Annotated in this window: 21 protein-coding genes and 1 pseudogene; 16 read left to right on the top strand and 6 right to left on the bottom strand. The window is 38.8% G+C overall.

Annotated features, from left to right (window positions below; genetic code table 11):
• Positions 1–279 precede the first annotated feature (279 nt).
• The 6 genes from mdh to lpdA all read left to right on the top strand — a co-directional run bounded on the left by mdh (position 280) and on the right by lpdA (position 9,278).
• Complete coding sequence (gene mdh, locus HWX04_RS02515) at positions 280–1,242, top strand: malate dehydrogenase (protein WP_175868658.1); 963 nt, start codon at positions 280–282, stop codon at positions 1,240–1,242.
• Between the two features lie 88 nt (positions 1,243–1,330).
• Entirely contained in the window at positions 1,331–2,527 is a 1,197-nt protein-coding gene (gene sucC / locus HWX04_RS02510; RefSeq protein ID WP_175868657.1) for an ADP-forming succinate--CoA ligase subunit beta, read from the top strand.
• 3 nt (positions 2,528–2,530) lie between these two features.
• Positions 2,531–3,433, top strand: coding sequence for a succinate--CoA ligase subunit alpha (gene sucD, locus HWX04_RS02505; protein ID WP_175868656.1), 903 nt, complete (start codon positions 2,531–2,533; stop codon positions 3,431–3,433).
• Between the two features lie 163 nt (positions 3,434–3,596).
• Entirely contained in the window at positions 3,597–6,596 is a 3,000-nt protein-coding gene (locus HWX04_RS02500; RefSeq protein WP_175868655.1) for a 2-oxoglutarate dehydrogenase E1 component, read from the top strand.
• A gap of 32 nt (positions 6,597–6,628) precedes the next feature.
• Positions 6,629–7,840 carry a 2-oxoglutarate dehydrogenase complex dihydrolipoyllysine-residue succinyltransferase gene (odhB, locus tag HWX04_RS02495; protein WP_175868654.1) on the top strand — a complete coding sequence of 404 codons (1,212 nt, stop codon included), beginning with the start codon at positions 6,629–6,631 and terminating at the stop codon, positions 7,838–7,840.
• 31 nt (positions 7,841–7,871) lie between these two features.
• Positions 7,872–9,278, top strand: coding sequence for a dihydrolipoyl dehydrogenase (gene lpdA, locus HWX04_RS02490; RefSeq protein WP_175868653.1), 1,407 nt, complete (start codon positions 7,872–7,874; stop codon positions 9,276–9,278).
• Between the two features lie 1,194 nt (positions 9,279–10,472).
• Here lpdA and HWX04_RS02485 read toward each other — a convergent pair.
• Positions 10,473–11,711, bottom strand: coding sequence for a saccharopine dehydrogenase family protein (locus HWX04_RS02485; RefSeq protein WP_175868652.1), 1,239 nt, complete (start codon positions 11,709–11,711; stop codon positions 10,473–10,475).
• A gap of 54 nt (positions 11,712–11,765) precedes the next feature.
• Positions 11,766–12,863, bottom strand: a complete 1,098-nt coding sequence (locus tag HWX04_RS02480; protein ID WP_175868673.1) for a carboxynorspermidine decarboxylase — start codon at positions 12,861–12,863, stop codon at positions 11,766–11,768.
• Positions 12,864–13,030: 167 nt separating this feature from the next.
• Between HWX04_RS02480 and HWX04_RS02475 the strand changes: the two genes are divergently transcribed.
• The 7 genes from HWX04_RS02475 to mnhG all read left to right on the top strand — a co-directional run bounded on the left by HWX04_RS02475 (position 13,031) and on the right by mnhG (position 19,783).
• The gene (locus tag HWX04_RS02475; protein WP_175868651.1) at positions 13,031–13,498 is read left to right on the top strand and encodes a BA14K family protein; all 468 of its coding nucleotides are present in this window, start codon (positions 13,031–13,033) and stop codon (positions 13,496–13,498) included.
• A 233-nt stretch (positions 13,499–13,731) separates the two neighbouring features.
• Complete coding sequence (locus HWX04_RS02470; protein ID WP_175868650.1) at positions 13,732–16,653, top strand: monovalent cation/H+ antiporter subunit A; 2,922 nt, start codon at positions 13,732–13,734, stop codon at positions 16,651–16,653.
• A complete protein-coding gene (locus HWX04_RS02465; RefSeq protein ID WP_175868649.1) occupies positions 16,653–16,994 on the top strand; it encodes a Na+/H+ antiporter subunit C in 342 nt (113 codons plus the stop codon). The genes HWX04_RS02470 and HWX04_RS02465 overlap by 1 nt, the downstream gene beginning before the upstream one ends.
• On the top strand, positions 16,994–18,616 hold the full coding sequence (locus HWX04_RS02460) for a monovalent cation/H+ antiporter subunit D (protein WP_175868648.1): 1,623 nt from the start codon (positions 16,994–16,996) through the stop codon (positions 18,614–18,616). The genes HWX04_RS02465 and HWX04_RS02460 overlap by 1 nt, the downstream gene beginning before the upstream one ends.
• Positions 18,613–19,095, top strand: coding sequence for a Na+/H+ antiporter subunit E (locus tag HWX04_RS02455; protein ID WP_175868647.1), 483 nt, complete (start codon positions 18,613–18,615; stop codon positions 19,093–19,095). The genes HWX04_RS02460 and HWX04_RS02455 overlap by 4 nt, the downstream gene beginning before the upstream one ends.
• On the top strand, positions 19,095–19,376 hold the full coding sequence (locus tag HWX04_RS02450; protein WP_175868646.1) for a K+/H+ antiporter subunit F: 282 nt from the start codon (positions 19,095–19,097) through the stop codon (positions 19,374–19,376). Before HWX04_RS02455 ends, HWX04_RS02450 begins: the two co-directional genes overlap by 1 nt.
• A complete protein-coding gene (gene mnhG / locus HWX04_RS02445) occupies positions 19,373–19,783 on the top strand; it encodes a monovalent cation/H(+) antiporter subunit G (protein ID WP_175868645.1) in 411 nt (136 codons plus the stop codon). Before HWX04_RS02450 ends, mnhG begins: the two co-directional genes overlap by 4 nt.
• 17 nt (positions 19,784–19,800) lie before the next feature.
• Here the strand turns inward: mnhG and HWX04_RS02440 are convergent, their stop codons facing one another.
• The 4 genes and pseudogenes from HWX04_RS02440 to HWX04_RS02425 all read right to left on the bottom strand — a co-directional run bounded on the left by HWX04_RS02440 (position 19,801) and on the right by HWX04_RS02425 (position 22,741).
• A complete protein-coding gene (locus HWX04_RS02440) occupies positions 19,801–20,193 on the bottom strand; it encodes an MliC family protein (protein WP_175868644.1) in 393 nt (130 codons plus the stop codon).
• A gap of 17 nt (positions 20,194–20,210) precedes the next feature.
• Positions 20,211–20,594 (bottom strand): MliC family protein, encoded by a 384-nt coding sequence (locus HWX04_RS02435; RefSeq protein WP_175868643.1) that lies wholly within the window; start codon positions 20,592–20,594, stop codon positions 20,211–20,213.
• Positions 20,595–20,999: 405 nt separating this feature from the next.
• Positions 21,000–22,133, bottom strand: a complete 1,134-nt coding sequence (gene aroB / locus HWX04_RS02430) for a 3-dehydroquinate synthase (RefSeq protein WP_175868642.1) — start codon at positions 22,131–22,133, stop codon at positions 21,000–21,002.
• Positions 22,099–22,741: pseudogene (locus tag HWX04_RS02425) on the bottom strand (shikimate kinase). Before HWX04_RS02425 ends, aroB begins: the two are co-directional and overlap by 35 nt.
• Before the next feature lie 254 nt (positions 22,742–22,995).
• On the opposite strand from HWX04_RS02425, the gene HWX04_RS02420 reads away from it, so the two are divergent.
• The 3 genes from HWX04_RS02420 to HWX04_RS02410 all read left to right on the top strand — a co-directional run bounded on the left by HWX04_RS02420 (position 22,996) and on the right by HWX04_RS02410 (position 25,759).
• Positions 22,996–23,934, top strand: a complete 939-nt coding sequence (locus tag HWX04_RS02420) for a site-specific tyrosine recombinase XerD (RefSeq protein WP_175868640.1) — start codon at positions 22,996–22,998, stop codon at positions 23,932–23,934.
• Positions 23,935–24,012: 78 nt separating this feature from the next.
• On the top strand, positions 24,013–24,969 hold the full coding sequence (locus tag HWX04_RS02415) for an acetyl-CoA carboxylase carboxyltransferase subunit alpha (protein WP_175868639.1): 957 nt from the start codon (positions 24,013–24,015) through the stop codon (positions 24,967–24,969).
• 40 nt (positions 24,970–25,009) lie between these two features.
• Positions 25,010–25,759 carry a L,D-transpeptidase family protein gene (locus tag HWX04_RS02410; RefSeq protein WP_175868638.1) on the top strand — a complete coding sequence of 250 codons (750 nt, stop codon included), beginning with the start codon at positions 25,010–25,012 and terminating at the stop codon, positions 25,757–25,759.
• The last annotated feature ends 355 nt before the right edge of the window (positions 25,760–26,114 follow it).

Genomic DNA, 26,114 nt, shown 5'->3' with positions numbered 1-26,114 from the left:
TACCTTTACGTAAACTGTAAAAACAATAACTCTTTGAAATTAAAGAAATGTAATAATTCTGTTGTATTTTTTTTAAATTCACTTTATCGATACATCATGATAATTTTCTAATAGTTGTTTTTGTGGAGGGGTGTTGTTTCTATAAGGAGAGAAATTTGTAAATTTCATTTCTTTACTCCTTTTTATGATGTTGTTTAAATATGATTGAAGTCAAAAATATTCAGTATATGAGCGCTGATGAGTGTGCGCTGAATTATCTAAAAGTTAGGAAGAAATAAAATGGCACGAAAAAAGATAGCTCTCATTGGTTCAGGTATGATTGGTGGTACTTTAGCACATATTATTGGATTTAAAGAGCTTGGTGATGTGGTCTTATTTGATATTGTAGAAGGTATGCCACAGGGTAAGGCTCTTGATATTGCTGAATCTTCTCCTGTTGATGGTTTTGATGTTAATTTAAAAGGTGCAAATGCTTATGAAGCGATTGAAGGGGCTGATGTTGTTATTGTAACAGCAGGGGTTGCACGTAAACCTGGTATGAGCCGTGACGATCTTTTGGGTATTAATTTAAAAGTCATGGAACAAGTTGGTGCTGGGATTAAAAAATATGCGCCTTCAGCCTTTGTTATTTGTATCACAAATCCTCTTGATGTAATGGTATGGGCGTTGCAGAAATTTTCAGGTCTTCCCGTGCATAAAGTAGTTGGTATGGCTGGTATTCTGGATTCAGCGCGTTTTCGTTATTTTTTATCTGAAGAATTTAACGTCTCTGTTAAGGATGTGAGTGCGTTTGTTTTAGGCGGGCATGGTGATTCAATGGTGCCTTTGGTGCGTTATTCAACTGTTGGTGGTATTTCTTTACCTGATCTTGTTAAAATGGGTTGGACAACACAGGAAAGAATTGATCAAATTATTCAACGTACCCGTGATGGAGGTGCAGAGGTTGTTGGTTTGTTAAAAACAGGTTCTGCTTATTATGCACCAGCTGCTTCTGCTGTTTCTATGGCTGAAGCCTATTTAAAGGATACTAAGCGTGTTGTGCCGGTTGCAGCCTATCTTTCTGGGGAATATGGGGTTAATGATACCTATGTTGGTATTCCTGTTGTACTGGGAGCCGGTGGTGTTGAAAGGGTCATTGAAATTGATCTTGATAAAGAAGAAAGAGATGCTTTTGATTGTTCCGTAAATGCGGTTAAAAAGCTTTGTGAAGCTTGTATTGCTCTTGTGCCTAGTCTCAAGTAATAAAACAAGATTTCGTTCATTAAAATAAGTATTGAGAATATTAAAACTTTAGGATTAATAATAATTCATAAAAGAAAAGGACAAATGCATGAATATCCATGAGTATCAGGCCAAACGTCTGCTTCATGAATATGGAGCACCTATTGCAAATGGTGTTGCTGTTTATTCTGTAGAGCAAGCTGAAAAATGGGCAAAAAAATTGCCTGGACCTCTCTATGTGGTTAAAAGTCAGATACACGCTGGTGGTCGTGGTAAGGGTAAATTTAAAGAACTTGATCCTGAGGCAAAAGGTGGTGTGCGGCTTGCACAATCTGTTGAAGAAGTTGTTGCAAATGTTCAAGAAATGCTTGGGAAAACTTTGGTAACCAAACAAACTGGTCCAGAAGGTAAACAGGTCAATCGTCTTTATATTGAAGATGGTGCTGGTATTGAACGCGAGCTTTATCTTTCACTTTTGGTTGATCGTAGCGTTGGTAGAGTTACTTTTGTTGTTTCAACAGAAGGTGGAATGGATATTGAAGCGGTTGCTGAAGAAACACCAGAAAAAATCTTCACACTGCCCATTGATGTGGTTAAGGGTGTTACCTCTGCTGATTGTGCAAGACTTTGTGATGCATTAGAATTGCGCGATAGTGCACGGGAAGATGGTGAAAAGCTTTTTCCAATTCTCTATAGGGCATTTTGTGAAAAAGATATAAGTCTTTTAGAAATCAATCCGCTTATTGTGATGAAAGATGGTCATTTGCGCGTTTTGGATGCGAAAGTTTCTTTCGATAATAATGCTTTGTTTCGTCATCCAGATATTTTAGAATTGCGCGATCTTTCAGAAGAAGATCCAAAAGAAATTGAAGCCTCAAAGTATGATCTTGCTTATGTTGCTCTTGAGGGCACAATTGGTTGTATGGTCAATGGTGCGGGGCTTGCTATGGCAACCATGGATATTATTAAGCTTTATGGAGCTGAACCGGCAAACTTTTTGGATGTTGGCGGTGGTGCATCAAAAGAAAAGGTGACGGCTGCTTTTAAGATTATTACAGCTGATCCAAATGTTAAGGGCATTTTGGTTAACATTTTTGGTGGTATTATGCGTTGTGATGTCATTGCTGAAGGTGTGGTTGCTGCTGTTCGTGAAGTTGGCTTAAAGGTTCCATTGGTTGTTCGTCTTGAAGGCACGAATGTTGAGCAGGGTAAAGCAATTATCAATGACAGTGGTTTGAATGTTATTCCCGCTGATGATTTAGATGATGCTGCTCAAAAAATTGTTGCAGCCGTGAAGGGAGCTTAAGCTATGTCAATTCTTGTGAATAAAGAGACGAAAGTTCTTGTTCAAGGGCTTACAGGAAAAACAGGAACATTTCATACAGAACAGGCGTTTGCTTATCATGGCACGCAAATGGTTGGTGGTGTGAATCCTAAAAAGGGTGGAGAAACATGGGAAGGTTCAAAAGGTGAAACTCTTCCTATCTTTGCTAGTGTTGCAGAAGCAAAAGAAAAAACAGGCGCGGATGCTTCTGTTATTTATGTTCCTCCAGCAGGGGCTTCGGCAGCTATTATAGAAGCTATTGAAGCTGAAGTTCGTTTAATTATCTGTATTACGGAAGGTATTCCCGTTATGGATATGGTTAAGGTAAAGGCGCGATTAGAAAACTCAAAATCTCGTCTTATTGGTCCTAATTGTCCAGGTATTCTTACACCAAACGAATGTAAAATTGGTATTATGCCTGGTTCTATTTTTAGAAAAGGCTCTGTGGGGGTTGTTTCAAGGTCGGGAACTTTAACTTATGAAGCTGTTTTTCAAACGAGTCAGGAAGGTCTTGGACAAACAACCGCTATAGGGATTGGTGGTGATCCTGTTAAGGGGAGTGAATTTATTGATGTGTTGGAAATGTTTTTGGCGGATGATGAAACCCAGTCTATTGTTATGATTGGTGAGATTGGTGGATCTGCAGAAGAAGAAGCAGCACAGTTTTTGCAAGATGAAGCAAGAAAAGGTCGCAAAAAGCCAGTTGTTGGCTTTATTGCTGGTCGGACGGCTCCTCCAGGACGAACAATGGGCCATGCTGGTGCTGTTATTTCTGGTGGTAAAGGTGGAGCAGAAGATAAAATTGCGGCTATGGAATCAGCCGGAATTCGTGTGTCTCCTTCGCCATCACAGATAGGTAAGACTTTGATGTCAGTTTTGAAAGGCTAAAAGAAAGTTTCACCTGAATTAAGAAAATATTCTTATTCAGGTGAAAGGACTTGAGTATAAAAAGGTAAAAGTTTTTTGAATGTTCGACCCTTCGTCTGCTTTGTAAGCATTTAACGGTCGAAAAGAGATATGAGGAGACGGAATAGATGTTCCGGAGAGGTATATGGCAAGGCAGGACGAGATAAATAGTCTTTTTGCACAGACGTCATTTCTTTATGGTGGAAATGCGGATTATATAGATCAACTTTATGCTCAGTATGAAAAAGATCCTATTAGTGTTGATTCACAGTGGCGTGCTTTTTTTGAAGGCCTTCATGATAACAGAGAAGATGTTCTCAAAAATGCTGAAGGTGCAACATGGCAACGTGATCATTGGCCATTAAAGCCAGATGGTGAGTTGGTTTCTGCTCTTGATGGTGATTGGTCTTCTCTTGAAACATATTTTGGTGATAAATTAAAGGAAAAAGTAGCGATAGGAGCTCTTCAAAAGGGAAAAGCTTCCAGTGAACAAGATATTATTCGCGCAACGCGCGATTCTGTTCATGCCATTATGATGATTCGTGCGTTTCGAGCACGGGGGCATCTTCGGGCAAAGCTTGACCCTCTTCAATTGGCGGAAAAACTGGAAGATTATAAAGAACTTTCTCCAGAAGCTTATGGTTTTACTCCTGCTGATTATGAACGTCCCATTTTTATTGATAATGTTTTAGGATTGGAATATGCAACTATTCCGCAAATGCTTGAAATTCTCAATCGTACCTATTGTTCAACAATCGGTGTGGAATATATGCATGTTTCTGATCCAGTCCAGAAAGCATGGCTTCAAGAGCGTATAGAAGGGAGAGATAAAAAAATTGCTTTCACACAGCAAGACAAGAAAGCTATTCTCAATAAGCTTATTGAGGCAGAAGGATTCGAACAGTTTTTAGATACTAAATATAAAGGTACAAAACGTTTTGGACTTGATGGTGGTGAAGCACTGATTCCTGCTCTTGAACAGATTATTAAATGCGGTAGTGCTTTAGGGGTGCAGGAAATTATTTTGGGAATGGCTCATCGTGGTCGTTTAAATGTTCTTTCACAAGTTCTCACTAAGCCGCATAGAGCTATCTTTCATGAATTCAAAGGGGGATCTTATAAGCCAGATGATGTAGAAGGATCAGGTGATGTTAAATATCATTTAGGAACGACGGCTGATTTTGACTTTGATGGAAATAAAGTTCATTTATCACTTTTGGCTAATCCCTCTCATCTTGAGATTGTTGACCCGGTTGTTATGGGAAAAGCACGTGCTAAACAAGATCAACTTATGGGACCTACACATACTGATACCCTCCCATTAAGTGAGCGTTCAAAAGTGTTGCCATTGCTTATTCATGGTGATGCTGCTTTTGCAGGACAAGGCGTTATCCAAGAAACTTTTGGTCTTTCAGGCCTTAAAGGTTATCGTGTTGCAGGCTCTCTTCATGTGATTATCAATAATCAAATTGGTTTTACAACAGCGCCACGTTTTTCACGTTCTTCACCTTATCCATCTGATGTTGCAAAAATGATTGATGCTCCCATTTTTCATGTGAATGGGGATGATCCTGAAGCTGTTGTTTTTATTGCTAAAATAGCAATGGAGTTTCGTCAAATTTTCCATAAACCGGTGGTCATTGATATGTTTTGTTATCGCCGTTATGGACATAATGAAGGCGATGAACCTTCCTTTACCCAGCCACTTATGTATAAAGCAATTCGTAATCATAAAACAACCCTTCAGCTTTATAGTGATCAATTGATAGCGGAAGGGGTGGTTACTTCAGAAGAGATTGAGCAACAAAAAAAGTTATGGCGCGATAAACTTGAAGATGAGTTTGAAGCAAGTGCTTCTTATAAGCCTAATAAGGCTGATTGGCTTGATGGAATCTGGACGGGACTCAAAGCTTTTTGTAATACTGATGAGCAACATTCTAAAACAACGGGTGTTGAATTAAAGACTTTAAAGGAAATTGGTCAGAAACTTATCGAAGTTCCAGTAAATTTTAATGTTCATAAAACTATTCAACGTTTTTTAAACAATCGTGCTAAGATTTTTGAAACTGGTGAAGGCGTTGACTGGGCAACCGCTGAAGCTCTCGCTTTTGGTTCACTTTGTTTAGAAGGAGCGCCGGTTCGTCTTTCCGGTGAAGATGTTGAACGGGGAACTTTTTCACAACGTCATTCAGTTCTTTATGACCAAGAAAATGAAGCGCGTTATATTCCTTTGAATCATTTACAAAAGGGGCAGGCACTTTATGACGTTGTTAATTCGATGCTTTCTGAAGAAGCTGTTCTTGGTTTTGAATATGGATATTCTCTTGCTGAACCACGAGGACTAACACTTTGGGAAGCACAATTTGGTGACTTTTCTAATGGTGCACAGGTCATCTTTGATCAATTTATTTCATCTGCAGAGCGTAAATGGCTTCGTATGTCTGGTCTTGTGTGTTTATTGCCTCATGGTTTTGAAGGGCAGGGACCGGAGCATTCTTCTGCGCGTTTAGAGCGATTTCTTCAGCTTTGTGCGGAAGATAATATGCAGGTTGCTAATTGTACAACTCCTGCGAATTATTTTCATATTTTGCGTCGACAAATTAAGCGTGATTTCCGTAAGCCATTGATTTTAATGACACCTAAATCACTTTTGCGTCATAAGAGGGCTGTTTCTCTTCTCAATGAAATGGGACCAGAAACGGGTTTCTGTCGTGTGTTGCTTGATGATGCAGAGTGTCTCAAAGATTCTGTCGTGAAGTTGCAAAAAGATAATAAAATTCGCCGTGTCGTTCTGTGTACGGGAAAGGTTTATTACGACCTTTATGAAGAACGTGAAAAAAAGGGCATCGATGATGTTTATCTCCTTCGTATTGAACAATTGTATCCTTTCCCTGCAAAGGTTTTGGTGAATGTGTTATCACGCTTTTTGCAGGCAGAGGTTTTTTGGTGCCAAGAAGAACCAAAAAACATGGGGGCTTGGTCATTTATTGAGCCTTATTTGGAATGGGTTTTGGCACATATTAATGCGCAATATTCACGTGCTCGTTATGCAGGACGTCCGGCGAGTGCATCACCGGCCTCTGGGTTAATGGTGAAACACCTTGAACAACTGGCTGCGTTTCTTAAAGACGCGTTAGGTTCTTAATTTATTACTACTCTGATGTATGGAAAAATATTATGACTACTGAAATCCGTGTTCCTACTTTGGGCGAATCGGTTACCGAAGCAACGGTTGGTAAATGGTTTAAAAAACGTGGCGAAGCTGTCGCTATGGATGAGCCTTTGGTTGAATTAGAAACTGATAAGGTAACAGTTGAAGTTCCTTCTCCTGTTGCAGGGAAATTATCTGAAATCATCGCAAAAGAAGGCGATACGGTTGAAGTGAAAGCTCTTTTAGGAGTGGTGGAAGCTGGCGAAGCCGGTATCTCTCAATCATTTTCGCCTTCTGCGACACCTGTTCCAGCGGTTTCATCTGAATCGGAGAAGCTTGCTTCGAGCAGTACTATGCCTCCTTCACCTTCAGCAGCAAAATTGATGGCTGAAAATAATGTTGCGAAAAATGATATTTCAGGTTCTGGAAAACGTGGACAAATTCTTAAAGAAGATGTTCTTAGTGGATTAGAACAAAGAACAAAAACTCCTACACCTTCTTCCTCTGCGATAAGTTCTTCAGTAGCTTCTGTCCAAGAAACACGTGAAGAGCGGGTTCGTATGACGAAATTGCGTCAAACAATTGCTCGTCGTCTTAAAGATGCGCAAAATGTAGCAGCAATGTTAACCACATTTAATGAGGTTGATATGTCAGCGGTGATGGATTTGCGCAAGCGTTATAAGGATCTTTTTGAAAAGAAACATGGCGTTAAACTTGGTTTTATGGGTTTTTTTACCAAAGCTGTTTGTCATGCATTAAAAGAACTTCCTGCTGTTAATGCTGAAATTGATGGAACAGATATTGTTTACAAAAACTATGTCAATGTTGGAATTGCTGTTGGAACGGATAAAGGGCTTGTTGTTCCAGTGGTTCGTGATGCAGATCAAATGTCATTGGCAGAGATTGAAAAGGAGATTGGCCGTTTGGGACGTCTTGCGCGTGATGGAAAATTAGCCGTTTCTGATATGCAAGGTGGAACTTTTACCATTACTAATGGTGGTGTATATGGGTCGTTGATGTCAACACCAATTTTGAATGCACCGCAATCTGGTATTTTGGGAGTGCATGCGATTAAAGAGCGAGCAATGGTTGTTGAGGGCCAAGTTGTGATCCGCCCCATGATGTATTTAGCGCTTTCTTATGATCACCGTATTGTGGATGGGCAAGAAGCTGTAGCTTTCCTTGTACGTGTTAAGGAAAGTTTAGAAGATCCGGAACGCCTTGTTCTTGACTTGTAAAATGCAGTTTTCAGGATGAAAGGAGAAACGGATGTCTTATGATGTGGTTGTGATCGGAGCGGGTCCAGGTGGTTATGTAGCAGCAATAAAGGCGGCACAACTAGGTCTTAAAGTAGCAATTATTGAAAAACGTACAACATTAGGGGGAACATGTCTCAATGTTGGTTGTATACCCTCTAAAGCGTTGTTGCACGCTTCAGAAGTGTTTGCTGAAACCCAGCATGGTTTTGAAACACTTGGGATTTCTATTGATAAATCTAAACTTAATCTTGAACAAATGATGGTTCATAAGAAAGCTGTGGTGACAGCCAATACAAGTGGCGTTTCTTTTTTGATGAAAAAAAATAAAGTTGATACTTTTTTGGGGACAGCTAAAATTTTAAGTGCGGGTTATGTGGAAGTTGTAGCCAGAGATGGACATAAACAAACAATTGAAACAAAAAATATTATTATTGCCACGGGGTCAGAGAGTTCAGGCATTCCAGGAGTGAATGTTGAAATTGATGAAAAGACTATTGTTTCTTCTACGGGAGCCCTTTCCCTTGAAAAAGTACCATCGCATATGATTGTCGTGGGTGCTGGTGTTATTGGTTCAGAACTTGGGTCAGTTTGGAGCCGTTTAGGGGCTAAGGTGACCATTATTGAATATCTTAATAAAGTTTTGGGCTCAATGGATGGTGAAGTTTCACGTCAATTTCAGAAATTAATGGAAAAACAAGGTATTGAGTATAAAATGGGTGCAAAGGTAACAGCAATTACAAAATCTGACTTAACAGCTCAGGTGAGCTTTGAATCTGTCAAAGGTGGTGAATCTGAAACCTTAGAGGCTGATGTTGTGCTTATTGCGACTGGACGTTCTCCTTACACGGAGGGACTTGGCTTGAGTGAGGCTGGTGTTCAGTTAGATGAACGCGGCTTTATTGCAATTGATGCCCATTGGCAGACGAATGTTCCAAGAATTTATGCGATTGGTGATGTCGTAAAAGGGCCAATGTTAGCGCATAAAGCAGAGGAAGAAGGTGTTGCTGTAGCAGAAATTTTGGCAGGTCAAAAAGGGCATGTTAATTTTGATGTTATTCCTAGTGTTGTTTATACACAGCCTGAAATTGCGAGTGTAGGAAAGACGGAAGAAGAACTGAAAGCAGCCGGTATTGAATATAATGTTGGCAAATTTCCTTTTATGGCTAATGGTCGTGCACGCGCAATGCAAAAGAGTGATGGGTTTGTTAAAATCCTTTCTGATAAAAAAACAGATCGGGTTTTTGGGGGGCATATTCTTGGATTTGGTGCTGGTGAAATGATCCACGAAATTGCAGTTTTAATGGAATTTGGTGGATCATCAGAAGATCTAGGCCGCTGTTGTCATGCGCATCCTACCTTATCAGAAGCGGTCCGTGAAGCAGCTTTGGCAACATTTGCTAAACCGCTTCATATTTAAAAAGCTTTTAAAACGTATCTTTTAAAAGGCACAGGGGACATTAAATATTTGTGAAGCATGCAGCAACATTTGAGAGAGAATAAAACCAATCGTATGAGGTGTTCTACTTAATTTGTTGTGTGCTTTTCAATAATTGTTGTTTTAGATCTCAGTTGTGTATTTTTGATTGATTATCCTGTTGTACACACTCGTTTAGAGTGTGTGGTATTTAGTCTATGTCAAATTTTACATATGAGGTATTTTTTATACTGTTATAAAATATTCAGAATAGGGTTTTCAGCCTAGTTTTCGTGCTTTGCTTTAAGAAAATATCTCTTAAAATTCTCAAACCTATTTCGCGATGGTGTGCTCGTTAATGGTATAACTATAAAGTTCTTTGTGGAGTATATAAAACCTCTTATGTACCATCATCTTTATGTTTCATAAAAAGTATAAGTTGGGCACTCTAAGTTATATTTACTAGCCTTCAATATTATACAATTTTCGGTTATTTGAGAGCGTTTAGTTTATAAGAGGTGTTTTTTCTTGCTTCTCCTTTTATTCATATGGACTCCCCTGCTTGTGATATGTAAAAGGGATGGTTTTGATTAATTCAATATAAACAAATTTGTAATGAGAGAATCCTATGGCATTAGGGGCTCTTTGTTGTGTATTCAGAGCAAAGTTTGCTTATAAAGTTCAATGAAGTGGAAAACCAAGAAGAAGATATTCGATAAGAATCTGGATTATTTACAGATCATTGTTTATAGAATAGAAACGATATTTTATAGTTATAAATCAATATATTATATATTACTTGAATTACATGAAGAGAGAGGGAAAGAAGAATTTTCTCAAAAAAATCGGATTGTTTAACGATTGGTGTGGGGTAGGAGTCTTCATTCTTTAAGATCAATAGGATGTCAGATATTTTATAAAAATACCGCTCTTTTTAAAAGAGCGGTATTTTTATATCTTTTGTTGAGATACTCTCTTTTTGATGCCAATAGCAGGTCATACAGTGTATTTAAACCAATTCTTTTTTCTGTTCTTTTTGATCATTGCTTGCTGCGTCTTTAAAAGATGATCTGGATCTTCTTTAAGGTTTTTAAGAAACCCCAATGTTGCCAAAACATAATTTCATAGTAAACTTTTTCATTTGGCGGTTTTGTGATAACTTAAAAAATCAAGTCTAAGCACTCTATAGGGATAAATTTAAAATTGTAATTTTTTATCCTCTTCTTGTTCTCTTATAAAGGTGGGAAGCCCCATATGATCAAGATATTTGAGGAAGGGGTGGGGTGGTAATTCTTCTACGTTGACCATCGTTTTAACATCCCATTCACCTGTGGCAATGAGAAGAGCTGCCGCTGCTGCTGGTACACCGGCTGTATAAGAAATACTTTGTGCTCCGGTTTCATGAAAAGCTTGTTTGTGATCGGCTATGTTATAGATAAAAATTTCTTTTGCTTTTCCATCTTTTTCGCCTTTAATAAGATCTCCGATACAGGTTTTTCCTGTGTATTCTGGGGCGAGAGAGGAAGGATCAGGTAAGACAGCTTTTACAACTTTTAAAGGGACGACTTCTTGTCCTTCTGCTGTTTTAATGGGCTGTTCGGATAAGAGACCAAGATTTTTCAAAACGGTAAAAACAGTGATATAACGATCACTAAACCCCATCCAGAAGCGGATATTTTGGACATCAAGATTTTTGGAAAGCGAATGAATTTCATCATGTCCTGTCATATAGGCTTTTTGTTTTCCAACAACGGGAAGATCCCATTCATGGCTGACTTCAAACATTTTATTGGAAGTCCATTTTTTATTTTGCCATGACCATACTTGTCCTGTAAATTCACGGAAGTTAATTTCTGGATCAAAATTTGTAGCAAACCAACGCCCATGATTTCCGGCATTAATATCAATAATATCAATATCGGTGATTTTATCAAAATAACATTTATGCGCTAGCGCTGCATAGGCATTTACGACACCTGGATCAAAGCCAGCACCTAAAATAGCTGTGATACCAGCTTGTTCGCATTCTTGACGCCGTGGCCATTCATAATTGCCGTACCAAGGGGGTGTTTCACAAATTTTAAGAGGGTCTTCGTGAATGGCTGTATCGATATAAGCGCATTTGGTTTTGATACAAGCTGAAAGAACAGACATATTAAGAAAGGCAGAACCAACATTAATAACAATTTCACACTTGTTTTTTTGGATGAGCTTTACAGTTTCTTCTACATTCATGGCATCGAGCGAATGGCTTTCGAGAACACCTTGTTCTTTCATTGTATTTTTTTCTTTAATGGAAGCAAGAATGGCCTCACATTTTTTGAGTGTTCGTGAAGCAATATGAATTTCACCAAGAATATCGTTGTTTTGAGCACATTTGTGTGCAACAACTTGTGCAACACCTCCAGCACCAATAATGAGAACGTTTTTTTTCATTGTAGGTTCATCTCCTTTTTAATACTGTCGTATGACGTTTTTTTATGGTTATCTTTATGAAAGGCTTGTCCGATAGTCATTGTAGCTGAATTGGCGTTGCAGCGTTAATGTACCATCGCATTCTTTGAGAACAATAGCAGGCATTGTTACACCATTAAACCAGTTTTTCTTAACCATTGTATAACCTGCTGCATCTTGAAAAGACAGTCTATCCCCTATTTCAAGAGGTTTTTGAAACTTAAACGTTCCAAAAATATCGCCAGCAAGACAGGATTTTCCACAAATCATAATTTCGTGTTCTCCTTGATTGGGTTCTAATTTAGCTGTTTCACGATAAATGAGAAGATCAAGCATATGTGCTTCGATTGAGCTATCAACGATGGCAAGATTTTTTTCGTTGTACAATGTGTCAAGAACACTGACTTCTAAGGTGGTGCTTTTGGTGATGGCGGCTTCTCCTGGTTCTAGAAAAAGAGTGACACCATGGGTTTTGGAAAAATGCTTTAAGCGTTCAGCGAAAGCTTCTAGAGGATAATTTTCGGCTGTAAAATGAATTCCACCGCCAAGGCTTATCCAGTCTACGGCTGAAAAAAGCTCTGAAAACTTTTCTTCCATATCCCCAAGCATTTGGTTAAAAAGATTAAAGTCAGCATTTTCACAATTGTTATGGATCATCAAGCCGTTAATGAGAGGCAAAACTTCTTTAATAGCATTTGGATTTGTTTCTCCTAAGCGACTAAAAGGGCGGGAGGGATTGGCTAGATCAAAATGAGAGGCACTTATTCCTGGATTTAATCTTAAACCTCGTTGAATGGTTTTGCTTGCATCAGAAAAACGTTGAAGTTGTTGGATAGAGTTAAAGATAATTTTATCTGCATAACTACAGACTTCATCAATTTCATGATCAGCCCAAGCAACTGAATAGGCATGGGTTTCTTTACCAAATTTTTCTCTTCCTAAACGTAGTTCATAAAGGGATGATGAAGTGGTTCCGTCCATGAATTCAGACATTAAATCAAAAACACTCCATGTGGCAAAACATTTCAAAGCAAGCAAAACTTTTGCTCCTGACATTTCTCGTAAACGAGAAATTGTTTGCATATTTTTGATGAGTTTCGTTTTGTCTATAAGATAGTAGGGGGTTTTTATCATCATTTGTTCATTCTTTTTTGAAGGATCTTATTCTTGAGATCAGCGTTTAGTACAAAGAGTAACAGAATGTCTCAAGAAAAAAGAATCTTAAGAAAAGAATCTGTTTCTGTCTAGAAATAGAAAGGCTTTCTGTAACGGTTGTTGTTTATTATTTCGAGTTTTGCGTTATGCGTATGAAAAAAAAATTATATTATGCTTTAGCTTGTGTATTTGTGAGCAGTCTTTTCATTATAACAACCACTCTTGTTCATTTGGGGCAAAATAGGGGGGATGCTAAAGTCAAATTGGTTTCTCAGACTGCTGTCCAAGAGAGTTCGGTGCCTTTGATTTTTACGGGTCGTAGAGAACTTAATGGTTTTAAGGGTTATCATCATTATCGGCGTGGTTATGTTAAGTATAAAGATAATTGGTGGTATCCTGAAGCGGCTTTTATTACATTATCGCACTTAAGCACAAAAGGCGCATCATTAAAAGTCATCTCATCAGAAAGATTAGAAAAAAAAGAGCCATGGATGCTTAAACAGCATATTGAGTCTTGTCGTGCTCGTTATCGCTCTTATAATAAAAATGATAATAGTTTTCAGCCTTTTCATGGGCCTCGTAAACAGTGCTTATCGCACTTTTTTAAAGGATAGAAATGATTAAATAAAATTTTAATTGCTTCTTGTCGTGAGCGTTATTGCTCTTACAATAAAAAGAAAGCTTGTGTGGTGCGCAGCATTTCCATGCAAGCATTGTTTTTTGAAAWATTTAAATACTTTTAAGTTTTATTAAATCTTATTATCATTAAGTGTGGAATGGGGGGGTAAGAGTATAAATTTTTGTTTTGTCAATGACAAAATATTAAGGGTAGGATGGAGCTAAAAGCATGACAACACAGGAAGCAATGCTGATATTGCTCATTTTGCTTCCTTTTTGTGGAAGTGCTGTTATTGGCTTTTTTCGTTCAACAGCAAAAAATAATGAAGCGTGGTTTGCAGGGGGTATTGCTCTCTTTAGTCTTCTTTTTACAATCATGCTTTATCCAGCAATTCGTGGCAATCACATTATCCGTTTAAATATTGCTTGGCTTCCAGAATGGGGGGGTGATTTGATCCTCCGGATGGATGGTCTGTCGTGGCTTTTTTGCTTGCTCATTACAGGAATTGGGCTGCTTGTCGTTGTTTATGCTCGTTATTATATGGATCCTGCGGATTCTGTACCACGATTTTTTTCTTTTTTCCTAGCCTTTATGGGCTCAATGACAGGGATTGTTTTATCAGGTAACCTAGTTTTTTTGGTTGTTTTCTGGGAACTTACCAGTATTTTTTCTTTTTTGTTGATTGGTTATTGGTATCATAATGCGAGTGCGCGTGAAGGGGCGCGTATGGCTTTAACTATTACAGGTTTTGGGGGGGGGGCCCTTTTTATTGGGGTTTTATTGATTGGGTATATCGTTGGTAGTTTTGATCTGGATAAAATTTTGCAGTCTGGAGATGTGATCCGTTCAAGTTCGCTTTATATCCCTGCTCTTATTTGTATTTTATTGGGTGGATTAACAAAAAGCGCACAGTTTCCTTTTCATTTTTGGTTGCCTAATGCGATGGCAGCTCCAACGCCTGTATCGGCTTATTTACATTCGGCAACAATGGTAAAAGCTGGATTATTTTTGCTTGTACGTTTATGGCCTGTGTTCTCTGGGACAGAGTCGTGGTTTTGGATGGTTGGCTTTTCAGGACTCTCAACACTTCTTCTAGGAGCTTATTGTTCTATGTTTCAGCAAGATTTAAAGGGATTACTGGCTTACTCAACAATTAGTCATCTTGGATTGATTACCACGCTTTTAAGCCTTGGGAGTCCCCTTGCGTGTGTTGCGGCGATTTTTCATATGGCCAATCATGCTACTTTTAAAGCATCTTTATTTATGGCTGCTGGAATTATTGATCACGAAACGGGAACACGTGATATGCGTAAGTTAACAGGTCTTTATCGCTCTATGCCGATTACAGCAACTCTTGCTTTAGTAGCAAGTGCGGCGATGGCTGGTGTTCCCTTGCTCAATGGTTTTTTATCAAAAGAAATGTTTTTTGCTGAAGCTGTTGAAACACATATGGAATCATGGCTTGATTGGATTGCTCCTTATGTCGCAACGTTTGCTAGCCTGTTTAGTGTAACCTATTCTATACGTTTTATTCATGGTGTCTTTTGGGGACCAAAATCTGATGAATTACCAAAAACTCCGCATGAACCACCGCATTTTATGCGTTTACCCATGGAACTTTTGGTGTTTATTTGTTTGGCCGTTGGTATTTTTCCTAATTTAACAATCGGGCCTATTTTAGATAATGCTGTTGTGTCTGTTTTAGGACCGATGACGATCTCTTATAGTTTGGCTGTTTGGCATGGGGTTAATACGCCATTAATGATGAGTTTGGTGGCTTTATTAGGGGGCGGCTTGCTCTATGTTGTTGGGCGGCGCTATTTTTTATCTTGTGATGATGGGGCTCCCTTTTTTCGTCATTTGAAAGGACAGCGTATTTTTGAACGCATTCTTGTGATTATTTCTTGGAAATGGGCACGTGCGGTGGAGGCTATTTTGTCAACACGCCGTTTGCAAATCCAGTTGCACTGGATTTTTGTTGTGTGTTTTATTTTTGTTGGTCTTTTGCTTTGGCGTGATGGTTTCATTGCACTGGGAGGGTTACCGCTTTTTCCACTTGATATCCCTTTTCTCGCGCTTTGGTTGGTTGGTGGATCGTGTGCGCTTTTAGTCGCTTGGCAAGCAAAGTTTCATCGTCTTGCATCGCTCATGCTTTTGGGGGGAGCAGGATTGATGACGTGTGCAACCTTTTTATGGCTTTCTGCACCCGATTTGGCTATAACGCAATTGGTTGTTGAAGTGGTGACAGCTGTTTTATTATTGCTTGGTTTGCGTTGGTTGCCTAAGCGTGTGTATAATCCTGCTCCAATGTCTGTTCGTTTCGGGGTGCGTTTACGTCGCGCCCGTGATTTCATCATAGCAATTATAGGGGGGGCTGGTGTTGCATGGCTCTCTTTTGCGATTATGACACGTCCTCAAAGGATAACAGTTTCTAATTTTTTTCTGAAAAATGCTTATTCTGGTGCTGGTGGTCGCAATGTTGTGAATGTATTGTTGGTTGATTTCCGTGGTTTTGATACGATGGGAGAAGTTGTGGTTTTGGGGGGTGTTTCTTTGACTGTCTTTGCTCTTTTACGTCGATTTCGTCCTGCTCCTGAAAGTATTGATGCACCGTTTCAACAACGTGTTCAAGAAGATTTTGATAAGGCACAGCCAGATCGAAATGTGGGGGATACAATATTGAATTATCTCGCTATTCCTTCTGTTATTATAGGGTGGCTCTTTTCTTTTATTATTGCTTTTTCTTTTTATTTATTTGTGCGAGGACATGATCTTCCTGGAGGGGGATTTGCTGGCGGGGTGACGCTAGCGATAGGCTTTATTTTGCAGTATCTTGCACGGGATATTCGTTGGGTGGAAAACCATTTAAGAGTTTTGCCTTTACGCTGGATGGGCTTTGGCTTATTGCTATCGGTTGTAACGGGAACAGGAGCCTTATTTGTTGGGTATCCTTTTTTAACATCATTCTTCCAATATATTCAGGTGCCATTGATTGGAAAGGTGCCTATAGCATCTGCTTTTTTGTTTGATTTTGGTGTGTTTTCTCTTGTGTTGGGAGCAACGATTCTCATTTTAATTGCACTTGCACATCAATCAATACGTAGTTACCGGATCGGTAAAAAACCTGCTTTAAAAGGGAAGGAAAATTAATGGAAATTATTCTTTCTTTGGCTATTGGTGTTCTTGTAGGATCTGGAATTTGGCTCATTTTGCGTCCCCGAACTTTTCAAGTTATTCTCGGTTTGTCTTTGATATCCTATGGTGTCAATCTTTTCATATTTGCAATGAGTAGACCACGGAGTAATGCAGCGCCAATCGTTGATCCTACGATGGTGATCAATCCGGCGAATTATGTTGATCCTCTTCCACAGGCTTTGGTTTTAACTTCGATTGTGATCAGTTTTGCAACGACAGCTTTATTTTTGGTTATCTTGTTGGTTTCACGCGGTTTAACAGGTTCAGATCACGTTGATGGACGTGAGGTACAGTGATGGAAGCTTATGTTCATCATCTTCTTGTCTTGCCGATTCTTGTGCCGTTAAGTACCGGAGCTCTTCTTCTTTTCTATGATGAACGCTGTTCAAAACTGAAATCACTCATAAGTATTTTTTCTGCTACATTGCTGGTTGTCATTGCTGTTTTACTGGTGATGCGTGCTCTTGAAGTTGCACCTGCTGTGGATGTTTATCGGCTTGGTAATTGGCCTTCTCCTTTTGGTATTGTTTTGGTACTCGATCGCTTAAGTGCTATGATGCTTTTGCTTTCTAGCTTGTTGATCAGCGCGGCATTGGTTTTTGCACGGGCACATTGGTATAAAGCGGGTCCTCATTTTCAGTCATTGATGCAATTTTTCATGGTTGGAATAAACGGTGCTTTTTTAACAGGTGATTTATTTAATTTATTTGTATTTTTTGAAGTGATGTTAACAGCTTCTTATGGCCTTGCGTTACATAGTTCTGGCCCACTACGTATGCGCGCTGGATTGCATTATGTCGTGATTAATCTGGTTGCTTCGTTGTTTTTTCTCGTTGGGGCGGCGCTTATTTATGGAATCGTAGGCACCCTCAATATGGCTGATTTGGCCGTAAAAATACAATATATAGCTTCTAGCGATATGACTTTATTTGAAATAGGGGCTGCGCTTTTGGGAATTGCTTTCTTAATTAAAGCAGGGATGTGGCCATTGAATTTTTGGTTGGTGCCAACTTATAGTGCAGCAGTAGCGCCTGTTGGAGCTTCTTTTGCACTTTTAAGCAAAGTCGGTATTTATATTATTTTACGTTTAACATTGCTATGGTTTGGTCCAGAAAATGGACATTTTAGCCATTTTGGTCAAATGGTTTTATTTTACGGTGGACTTGCCACTATGGCTTTTGGTTTTATCGGGGTATTGGCAAGCCAAGTCTTGGTACATTTGGCAGCTTATAGTGTTTTGGTCTCTTCTGGAATATTGTTGACAGCAATCGGGATCGGCAATACAGCCCTGATCGCAGGGGCACTCTTTTATATTGTTTCCTCAACTTTGGCACTGGGGGCTTTTTTTCTTTTGGTGGAGTTGGTTGAACGCTGTCAAGATGTGGCAGCTAATGTTTTGACAGTGACAATGGAAGTCTATGGGGATGATGAAGAGGAAGAAGAAGATGAAGTAGGATCTTATTTACCGGTAACTTTGGCAATTCTTGGAACTTGTTTTAGTTTTTGTGCACTTTTGATTATTGGTCTGCCTCCTTTTTCTGGTTTTGTTGCTAAATTTATGATGTTTGTGGCACTCTTAAACCATAGTAAAGAAAATATTTCTCCTTCTCTACCCGTTTATCACGATTGGCTTTTTATGATTTTTGTCACTCTCTCTGGTTTTGCTGCTTTGATTGCGATGACACGAATGGGCATTCGAACTTTTTGGGTTTCTCTTGAAGGGAAAATTCCACGGGTGCAGGTGATTGAATTTGCCCCTGTTGCTGTTCTACTTGCTTTGTGTTTTCTTATTACAATTGTTGCTGATCCTGTTAGTCGTTATATGTTTGAAACAGCTAAAACTTTGTATGAGCCTCAAAATTATATTGGCAGCGTTTTAGATGATTTGTCTCTTGAAAATAGAGGGGGGCATCAGTGAAACATTGTTATTTTTTCCCTTTTTCTAGCGCGGCAATTATTTTTATGTGGCTGATCTTAAATGGCTTTAGTTTTGGTCAATTGCTTTTAGGGATTATTGTTGCTTTGTTTGGGGGGTGGGTGATGCGGCTTCTTGAGCCGGAAAAGATAACGATTAAAAGTTGGCGTGCAGTTTTTCAGCTGTTTTTTCGTGTGTTTATTGATTCTATTATTTCAAATATTTCTGTGGCTTGCTTCGTTTTAACCAAAAGATCTCGAAAACAGCAGTCTGGTTTTATTGTGGTGCCCATTTTGCTTGAAAGTCGCACGGCTTTAGCCGTTTTGGCATGTATTATTTCAGCAACTCCAGGGACTGTTTGGATTGCCTATAATAGTAAGAATAGAGAACTTTTGCTTCATGTCTTAAATTTTAAAAATGGATGGAATTACCAAAAATTGATCAAAAACCGCTATGAGCAATTACTTTTGGAGATTTTTTAATGAGTATGGTGATCCTTTATTGGGGGCTTTATCTTTCGCAGTTTTTTTTAAGTTTGGCTATGATTCTCGCACTGTTTCGGTTGATTCGTGGTCCACGAGCACAAGATCGGATTGTAGGGTTAGATGCTCTTTATATAATCACTATTCTTTTTTTTCTTACATTTGATATACGTTCAGGAACAACTATTTATTTTGTGGCAGCTCTCATTGTTGGCTTATTGGGTCCTATATCAAGTATTGCGTTGGCAAAATTTCTCATGCGGGGGGAGATTATTGAATGAAGGATGATGTATCGCTTGTTGTTGCTATCGCTGTTACGTTTTTTTTGATATTAGGAGCTGGTCTCACGTTGATTGGAATGATAGGATTGGTGCGTCTTCCCACTTTTTATAAGCGTTTACATATGCTTTCATTGAGTACAAGTTGGGGCGCTGGAAGTATTCTTATTGCGTCGTTTCTTTATTCAACCTTTGTAGATCATCATTTTGTTTTTCATGAATTTTTGTTGGTAATTTTTTTACTTGCAACAATACCGGTTGCTTCAATGTTGGTATCACAAGCAGCGGCTTATCGATATTATTCAGAAAATAAATTTAAAAAACCGCTGGCCCTTTTATCACGTCACATGGAAAAACAAACATCTACTTCCGACGAAATGTCAAGTGATACGAGCCAGAGCGATTTTTAAGATGCAATAAACTTTTTTTATTCTGTTTTTTGTTTTTCTACACACTGAATAAGATTTTTTTCTTCTGGATCATTAATGAGATCAGAAAGTGTGGCTTCGTTTCCTTTTGTCCACCATATATAGGGTCCTCCCATATATTTTGCTCCGGAAGCACTCATGCTGCGGGAAGCGATGATGCGTTTTCCTTGCCATTTTAAATCAACAAGCGAAATGCTACCCGCATTAAGATAGGTTACTTCAACATGCTCTTTACTTGTATTTGTTTCGCATTGATAGGCAGTTACTTCTGTTGTTGGTTCTGGATCATCTGGGACCTTAATAACTAAAGAGCCAGCAAAAGCATGGACTGAACTAAATAGCGGTAAGCTTAAAGCGGTAAAAAATCCTACAATAAAAGCAATTTTTTTCATGATATTTCCTCAGTTATTTAAAATAATAACAGTGATTCATCCTTACAGAGGATGGTTTTTTTTTCTTCTGGATCTTGAGTAAGATCATAAAGTGTTACGTCTTTATTTTTCTCCCACCAGATATACTGCTCTCCCACATATTTTGCTCCAGAAGCAGCAATAACATTTGCAGCAATAATACGATCGCCTTGCCATTTGAAATCAACCAATGAAATATCGTCAGCGTTGTGATAGGTTGCTTCAACGCGCTCTTTATTTGCACCCATATCACATTGATAGGCTATTGTTTGTGTTTCTGGCTTACCTGACACTCCAATGACTAAAGCAGCAGCTAAAGTACTGCTAACATTGAAAAATAATAAAGAGGAAAAAAATCCTAAAATTTGTAGAGTTTTTTTCATAATGCTTCCCTATATGAAGAGTAATTTGTCTTAATAAAGATGGTGTCTACGGCAGGATTCGAACCTGCGACCCCAGGATTCATACCACTTCGGTTTTCACCGCCAACCTTATTGGCTGTTTGTGGTCTGGACTGTCTCTTCACCTTGAAGCTTGCGCCTTTTAGGTGCTGCCCGTTCAGTCTCTACACCTTCCTCTCATGTGAAGAGAGGCTTGGCTCGGGATTGGCATATAGTTTTGCCTATGAAGCTTTCCCCGAATTTGAGCAGATCCACTTTGAGGATTTCTCCTCAAGGCGCCCAATTTCTTTAGGAATCCTGTGCTCTATCCTACTGAGCTACGTAGACATCATCGTAACTATTCCTTTAATAGAAGTATAAAAACGAATCAATTATATTCAATATGAATTAACGAATTTCTGTTAATTTTTGTTCTAAAAAGGATAAAACTGCATCTGGTGGAACATTTTTTGCAATAAATGATTGGCCAAGTCCGCGTGTCAAAATAAAGGTCAAATTATTTTGTGAAACTTTTTTATCTTGAGCAATGAGAGTCATCAATGTTTCAGCATCTGGTAGATCTCCTGGGATATCCTTTAACCCTGTAGGCAAACCTACAGCTTTAAGGTGTGCTTCGATACGGTGTATGAGTGTAGGGGCTACTAGATTCAGTTGTGCAGAGAATTGATGTGCGAGAATCATTCCAATTGCTACAGCTTCACCGTGAATTAAACGCTTTGAATCATAAGAGGTTGCTGTTTCAAGCATGTGTCCAAAGGTATGTCCGAGATTTAAAAGTGCACGCTCTCCTGTTTCGTATTCGTCACGTGCTACTATGGCAGCTTTAAATTGGCATGAGCGAACAATAGCTTTTGTTCTTATCGCGCCATTAGAAAAAATTTCTTGTCCGTTTTTTTCAAGCCATTCAAAGAAATCAGGCTGGTTAATAAGTCCATATTTGACCATTTCCGCATAACCTGCGCGAAATTCACGTGGTGGCAAGGTATCAAGAACAGATGTATCAGCAATAACGCATTGCGGTTGATAAAAAGCACCAATAAGATTTTTACCATATCGGCTGTTGATTCCCGTTTTTCCACCAACAGAGGAATCAATTTGTGCAAGTAGCGTTGTGGGTATTTGAATGAAATTCATTCCACGGCGTATCATACTTGCTGTAAATCCTGCTAGATCTCCAATAACACCGCCACCAAAAGCAATAACACAGTCACTTCTTTCTAAGCGTGCGGCAAGAATTTGGTCGATGACAGTTTGCAAAGTTGAAAATGATTTTGATTGTTCTCCTGCTTCTACAATAATAGGGACAGTATGAATTTTATTTTTTGTTAATTCTTTTTGTAATGTATTTAAATGGAGGGATGCAACATTTGTGTCTGTAACAATTGCCAAACGCGTTTGATAAAAATCTTTTTGCTTAAGAGAATGTTTAATTTGTAAAGCAGCTTGCGTAATAAGATCTGGACCAATGATGATATCGTAACAGTGCTTATCTAATTGAATAGTGATGGTTTTGGCTTGCATGCTTATTCTTTCTATAGTTATTTTTTTATATAGAGGTAATGCTGTAAAGATCGTATGACATTTTTTGCTACACTGGAGGGGCTTTCTTTATGACTGTTAATTGTTAAGTTGGCTGTTGCATAGAGAGGATAACGCTGTTCCATGAGTTTTTGCATCGTTTCTTTAGGATTTTCTGTTTGAAGAAGCGGTCGTGTTGGACGTTTGGAAACACGTTGCATAAGGATATCAAGATCTGCTTTGAGCCAGATAGAGATTCCATTTTGATGAATAGCTTTTCGTGTATCTTGATTTATATAAGCACCTCCACCCGTTGCTAAAACAAAAGGACCTTTTTTTATAAGATTGAGAATAACACGTTGTTCAAGGGAACGAAATTCCGCTTCACCATAGATTTTAAAAATTTCTGTGATAGACATTTGAGCTGCTTTTTCGATTTCTTGATCAGAATCATAAAAGGGTAAATCAAGAATGGTGGCAACATGTTTTCCAATGACTGACTTTCCTACTCCCATAAGACCAACAAACACAAGAACTTGGCTATCGAGAGATGATAAGATTTGTCTTTTTATTTGTGACAAGGAGGAATGTTGGAGGCGATTATTTTTCATGGCTTATTTCGGCATTTATCTGTTTTAAAGTCAATTCCTGTTAATCTTTATAAGATAGGATAAGAGATAGAGTATTTTGGAAAAGTTTATTATTTTATGCCAACATTAACCAGACTTTTTATGATTCTTTTCATTTTGTTTGCTATTCTTTTTAGTATAATGATCATTCTTGTCGTTTTTGTTGAACCCGTAACTGTGGATATGTCTGTTGATGTCCCTTTGGATTCGCTGGCTCTTTCTTTGAGAATGAATCCATGAAAAGTAACATTGTGATAGAGCGTTTTCTTGAAATGATGAGTGCTGAGCGAGGCGCTTCTGCCCATACACTTGCGGCTTATCAGCATGATTTACAGTGGGCGCAAGATGAATTGTCTTCGCATTCGGTTTCGCTTTTTTCAGCACAAAAGGAAGATTTAATTGGTCTTTTGTCGTTCATGCATACATTTGGTTTTGCTGCAACTTCACAAGCGCGCCGTTTATCGGCGTTGCGTCAATTCTATCAGTTTCTTTATGCAGAAGGATTAAGAGCAGATGATCCTTCCCATGATATTGATACCCCTCGCCAAGGGCGCCCTTTACCCAAAATTATTAGTGAAGATGCGGTGACAAAATTTCTTGATTTGGCGCAGTTGGAGGTTAATCAAGCAGATTATGGATCTAAGGATTATCTGCGCGCATTGCGTCTTCAGTTGTTGGGCGAAATGCTTTATGCAACAGGATTACGCATTAGTGAGTTGGTGAGTCTGCCTGTGCAGGCTGTTCGGGGAAAAGCATACAGTATTTTGGTTTGCGGTAAGGGAAAAAAAGAACGAATGGTGCTGTTATCAAAAAAAGCCTATCAAGTTCTTTTGCAGTGGTTGGATTTTCGTGATCAAGGGACAGATGCTAAAAGTCTTTATCTTTTTCCGGCGCATTCAGAAACAGGGTATATTGCGCGTCAAGTTGTTGCACGGGAATTGAAAAATCTTGCTAAAAGGGCAGGAATAAAAAGTGAAAGCTTTTCTCCCCATGTATTGCGCCATGCTTTTGCTAGCCATCTTTTGCAAAATGGTGCTGATTTGCGTGCTGTTCAACATTTGTTAGGTCATTCTGATATTTCTACCACTCAGATTTATACCCATGTGTTGGAAGAGAGACTTTATCGTTTAGTCAATGAGCATCATCCACTTGCTGATGCGCAAAAGGCTCGTTAAAGAAAAGGTGATGTTTTTGAAAAAGACTTTATAAAGAAAATTATAAGTGTATAAGTGACACTGAATGAGTTGGTGCAAATGTATAATTATCTTGATTTTGAAAAACCAGTTGCTGATCTTGATGGGAAAATTCTTGAATTAAAAAAAATTTCTCAGGAAAAAGGCGGTCTTGATATGAGCGACGAGATTGCGCGTCTTGAAACACGTTCCCAAACGGCATTGCGTGATCTTTATAAAAAATTGTCGCCGTGGCAAAAAACACAAGTGGCTCGTCATCCTGATCGTCCGCATTTTATAGACTATTCTAAACGTTTATTGAGTGATGTTACACCTTTGGCAGGAGATCGAAAGTTTGCTGAAGATGAAGCTATTCAAGCCGGATTCGCACGCTTTAAGGGAGAAGCAGTTGCTTACATCGGTCAAGAGAAAGGTCACGATACGCAAACACGTTTGCGCTATAATTTTGGTTCTGCACGTCCAGAGGGATATCGTAAAGCTGTACGTATTATGGAAATGGCTGACCGCTTTGGTTTGCCACTCCTTACTTTTGTCGATACGGCGGGTGCTTATCCTGGGGTAAGCGCTGAAGAACGTGGGCAAGCAGAAGCAATTGCTCAATCAACAGCCGCAACTTTGCGCCTAAAGATTCCTGTTGTATCCGTTGTGATTGGAGAAGGTGGTTCTGGGGGGGCGATAGCAATTGCGGCTGCCAATAAAGTTTATATGTTGGAACATGCAATTTACTCGGTTATTTCTCCAGAAGGAGCAGCTTCTATTTTATGGCGTGATCCAGCCCGCGCAAAAGATGCTGCAATGAATATGCGTATTACCGCTCAAGATTTGCTTCGCTTAAAGATTATTGATGGCATTATTTCAGAGCCTTTGGGAGGAGCGCATCGTGATAAAGAGATGGCCATTAATGCAACGGGTGAGATTATTTCAGAGGCTTTAAAAGCTATGGCTGGAAAAGATGGTGAAGTTCTTAAACAAGAGCGAAGGGAAAAATATCTTCAAATTGGTCGGTCATTAGCGTAAGTCGTTTTTGATGAGGGGTGTTGGATTGGAGTTTTATTCGATGAAAATTAACAGATTCCTCGCTGTATGTGTATTGTTTGTAATGGGAATATTGACGGCCTGTGAAGGAAGATTACCGGCTGCTATTCGTGCTAAAGTTGAGCAGCCCCTCCCACAAGAAATCCAGAATAGAATGGCTTTGTACGATATTGATCCCTATGCACCAATTGTGATGCGCTTTTTCAAGGAAGAAAATCTTGCTGAAATTTGGAAGCAATCTCGTTCAGGTCCTTTTATCTTGGTTGCTCGCTATAGTATTTGTAAATGGTCTGGTAAGCTTGGGCCTAAATATAAAGAAGGGGATCTTCAGACACCAGAAGGTTTTTATACGATTACTGCATACCAAATGAATCCTTATTCAAAATATTATCTTTCTTTTAATATAGGGTTTCCTAACCTTTATGATCAGGAAAATGGTCGTACAGGAAGCAATCTTATGGTGCATGGATCCTGCTTTTCCGCTGGTTGCTATTCTATGAGTGATAAAAATATGGCTCAGATTTATGCGTTTGCACGGGATGCTTTTAAGGGGGGACAAAGAGCATTTCAGTTGCAGGCTTTTCCTTTTCGCATGACACAAGATAATATGTTGCGTCATAGCAATGATCCTCATTATCAGTTCTGGGTTATGCTTAAGAAAGGTTATGATTTTTTTGAAGAAAATCGTCAGCCTCCGATTGTTGAAGTTTATGGAAAACGTTACGTTTTTAATCGCGATCTTGATAAAACTTCAGTTTCCTTAATGAAGTAAGTGTTACTTTATTCTGCTGCACCGTAAAATACTATCGTTTATGATGGCAATACAGGACATGCGAAAAATTTTTACGCATGAGGTATTTAAGGGGGTATTCATACTTTAAAGCGCTGAGTTTTTTCATAGAGTTTTATGTCAGTAAATTAGATAAAGTTGGGAAGACCAAAAAAACTAGCTCAGAGAAATTGAGGTGTTTGCAGACCGATATGGGTGGCAATCTTGGTTTTTAGTGGAGAGTAGGTTATTATAAAATGCGCCTCTTTTTTTACGTTCAAAGAGTTTTATTATTTCATACTTTAAAATATTGTCTTATCGTGTGGCCTATAAGAGATATACATACATCTAAAATAGG

The organism is Bartonella gabonensis, assembly GCF_903679515.1.
In the GTDB taxonomy this organism is placed as follows: Bacteria; Pseudomonadota; Alphaproteobacteria; order Rhizobiales; family Rhizobiaceae; genus Bartonella; species Bartonella gabonensis.
This window is presented reverse-complemented; position numbering and strand designations above follow the sequence as displayed.

What these genes read in the sequence shown, in the direction of transcription:
- mdh (WP_175868658.1), top strand. Translation starts at nt 280, where the DNA reads ATGGCACGAAAAAAGATAGCTCTCATTGGTTCAGGTATGATTGGTGGT.
- sucC (WP_175868657.1), top strand. Translation starts at nt 1,331, where the DNA reads ATGAATATCCATGAGTATCAGGCCAAACGTCTGCTTCATGAATATGGA.
- sucD (WP_175868656.1), top strand. Translation starts at nt 2,531, where the DNA reads ATGTCAATTCTTGTGAATAAAGAGACGAAAGTTCTTGTTCAAGGGCTT.
- HWX04_RS02500 (WP_175868655.1), top strand. Translation starts at nt 3,597, where the DNA reads ATGGCAAGGCAGGACGAGATAAATAGTCTTTTTGCACAGACGTCATTT.
- odhB (WP_175868654.1), top strand. Translation starts at nt 6,629, where the DNA reads ATGACTACTGAAATCCGTGTTCCTACTTTGGGCGAATCGGTTACCGAA.
- lpdA (WP_175868653.1), top strand. Translation starts at nt 7,872, where the DNA reads ATGTCTTATGATGTGGTTGTGATCGGAGCGGGTCCAGGTGGTTATGTA.
- HWX04_RS02485 (WP_175868652.1), bottom strand. Translation starts at nt 11,711, where the DNA reads ATGAAAAAAAACGTTCTCATTATTGGTGCTGGAGGTGTTGCACAAGTT.
- HWX04_RS02480 (WP_175868673.1), bottom strand. Translation starts at nt 12,863, where the DNA reads ATGATAAAAACCCCCTACTATCTTATAGACAAAACGAAACTCATCAAA.
- HWX04_RS02475 (WP_175868651.1), top strand. Translation starts at nt 13,031, where the DNA reads ATGCGTATGAAAAAAAAATTATATTATGCTTTAGCTTGTGTATTTGTG.
- HWX04_RS02470 (WP_175868650.1), top strand. Translation starts at nt 13,732, where the DNA reads ATGACAACACAGGAAGCAATGCTGATATTGCTCATTTTGCTTCCTTTT.
- HWX04_RS02465 (WP_175868649.1), top strand. Translation starts at nt 16,653, where the DNA reads ATGGAAATTATTCTTTCTTTGGCTATTGGTGTTCTTGTAGGATCTGGA.
- HWX04_RS02460 (WP_175868648.1), top strand. Translation starts at nt 16,994, where the DNA reads ATGGAAGCTTATGTTCATCATCTTCTTGTCTTGCCGATTCTTGTGCCG.
- HWX04_RS02450 (WP_175868646.1), top strand. Translation starts at nt 19,095, where the DNA reads ATGAGTATGGTGATCCTTTATTGGGGGCTTTATCTTTCGCAGTTTTTT.
- mnhG (WP_175868645.1), top strand. Translation starts at nt 19,373, where the DNA reads ATGAAGGATGATGTATCGCTTGTTGTTGCTATCGCTGTTACGTTTTTT.
- HWX04_RS02440 (WP_175868644.1), bottom strand. Translation starts at nt 20,193, where the DNA reads ATGAAAAAAATTGCTTTTATTGTAGGATTTTTTACCGCTTTAAGCTTA.
- HWX04_RS02435 (WP_175868643.1), bottom strand. Translation starts at nt 20,594, where the DNA reads ATGAAAAAAACTCTACAAATTTTAGGATTTTTTTCCTCTTTATTATTT.
- aroB (WP_175868642.1), bottom strand. Translation starts at nt 22,133, where the DNA reads ATGCAAGCCAAAACCATCACTATTCAATTAGATAAGCACTGTTACGAT.
- HWX04_RS02420 (WP_175868640.1), top strand. Translation starts at nt 22,996, where the DNA reads ATGAAAAGTAACATTGTGATAGAGCGTTTTCTTGAAATGATGAGTGCT.
- HWX04_RS02415 (WP_175868639.1), top strand. Translation starts at nt 24,013, where the DNA reads ATGTATAATTATCTTGATTTTGAAAAACCAGTTGCTGATCTTGATGGG.
- HWX04_RS02410 (WP_175868638.1), top strand. Translation starts at nt 25,010, where the DNA reads ATGAAAATTAACAGATTCCTCGCTGTATGTGTATTGTTTGTAATGGGA.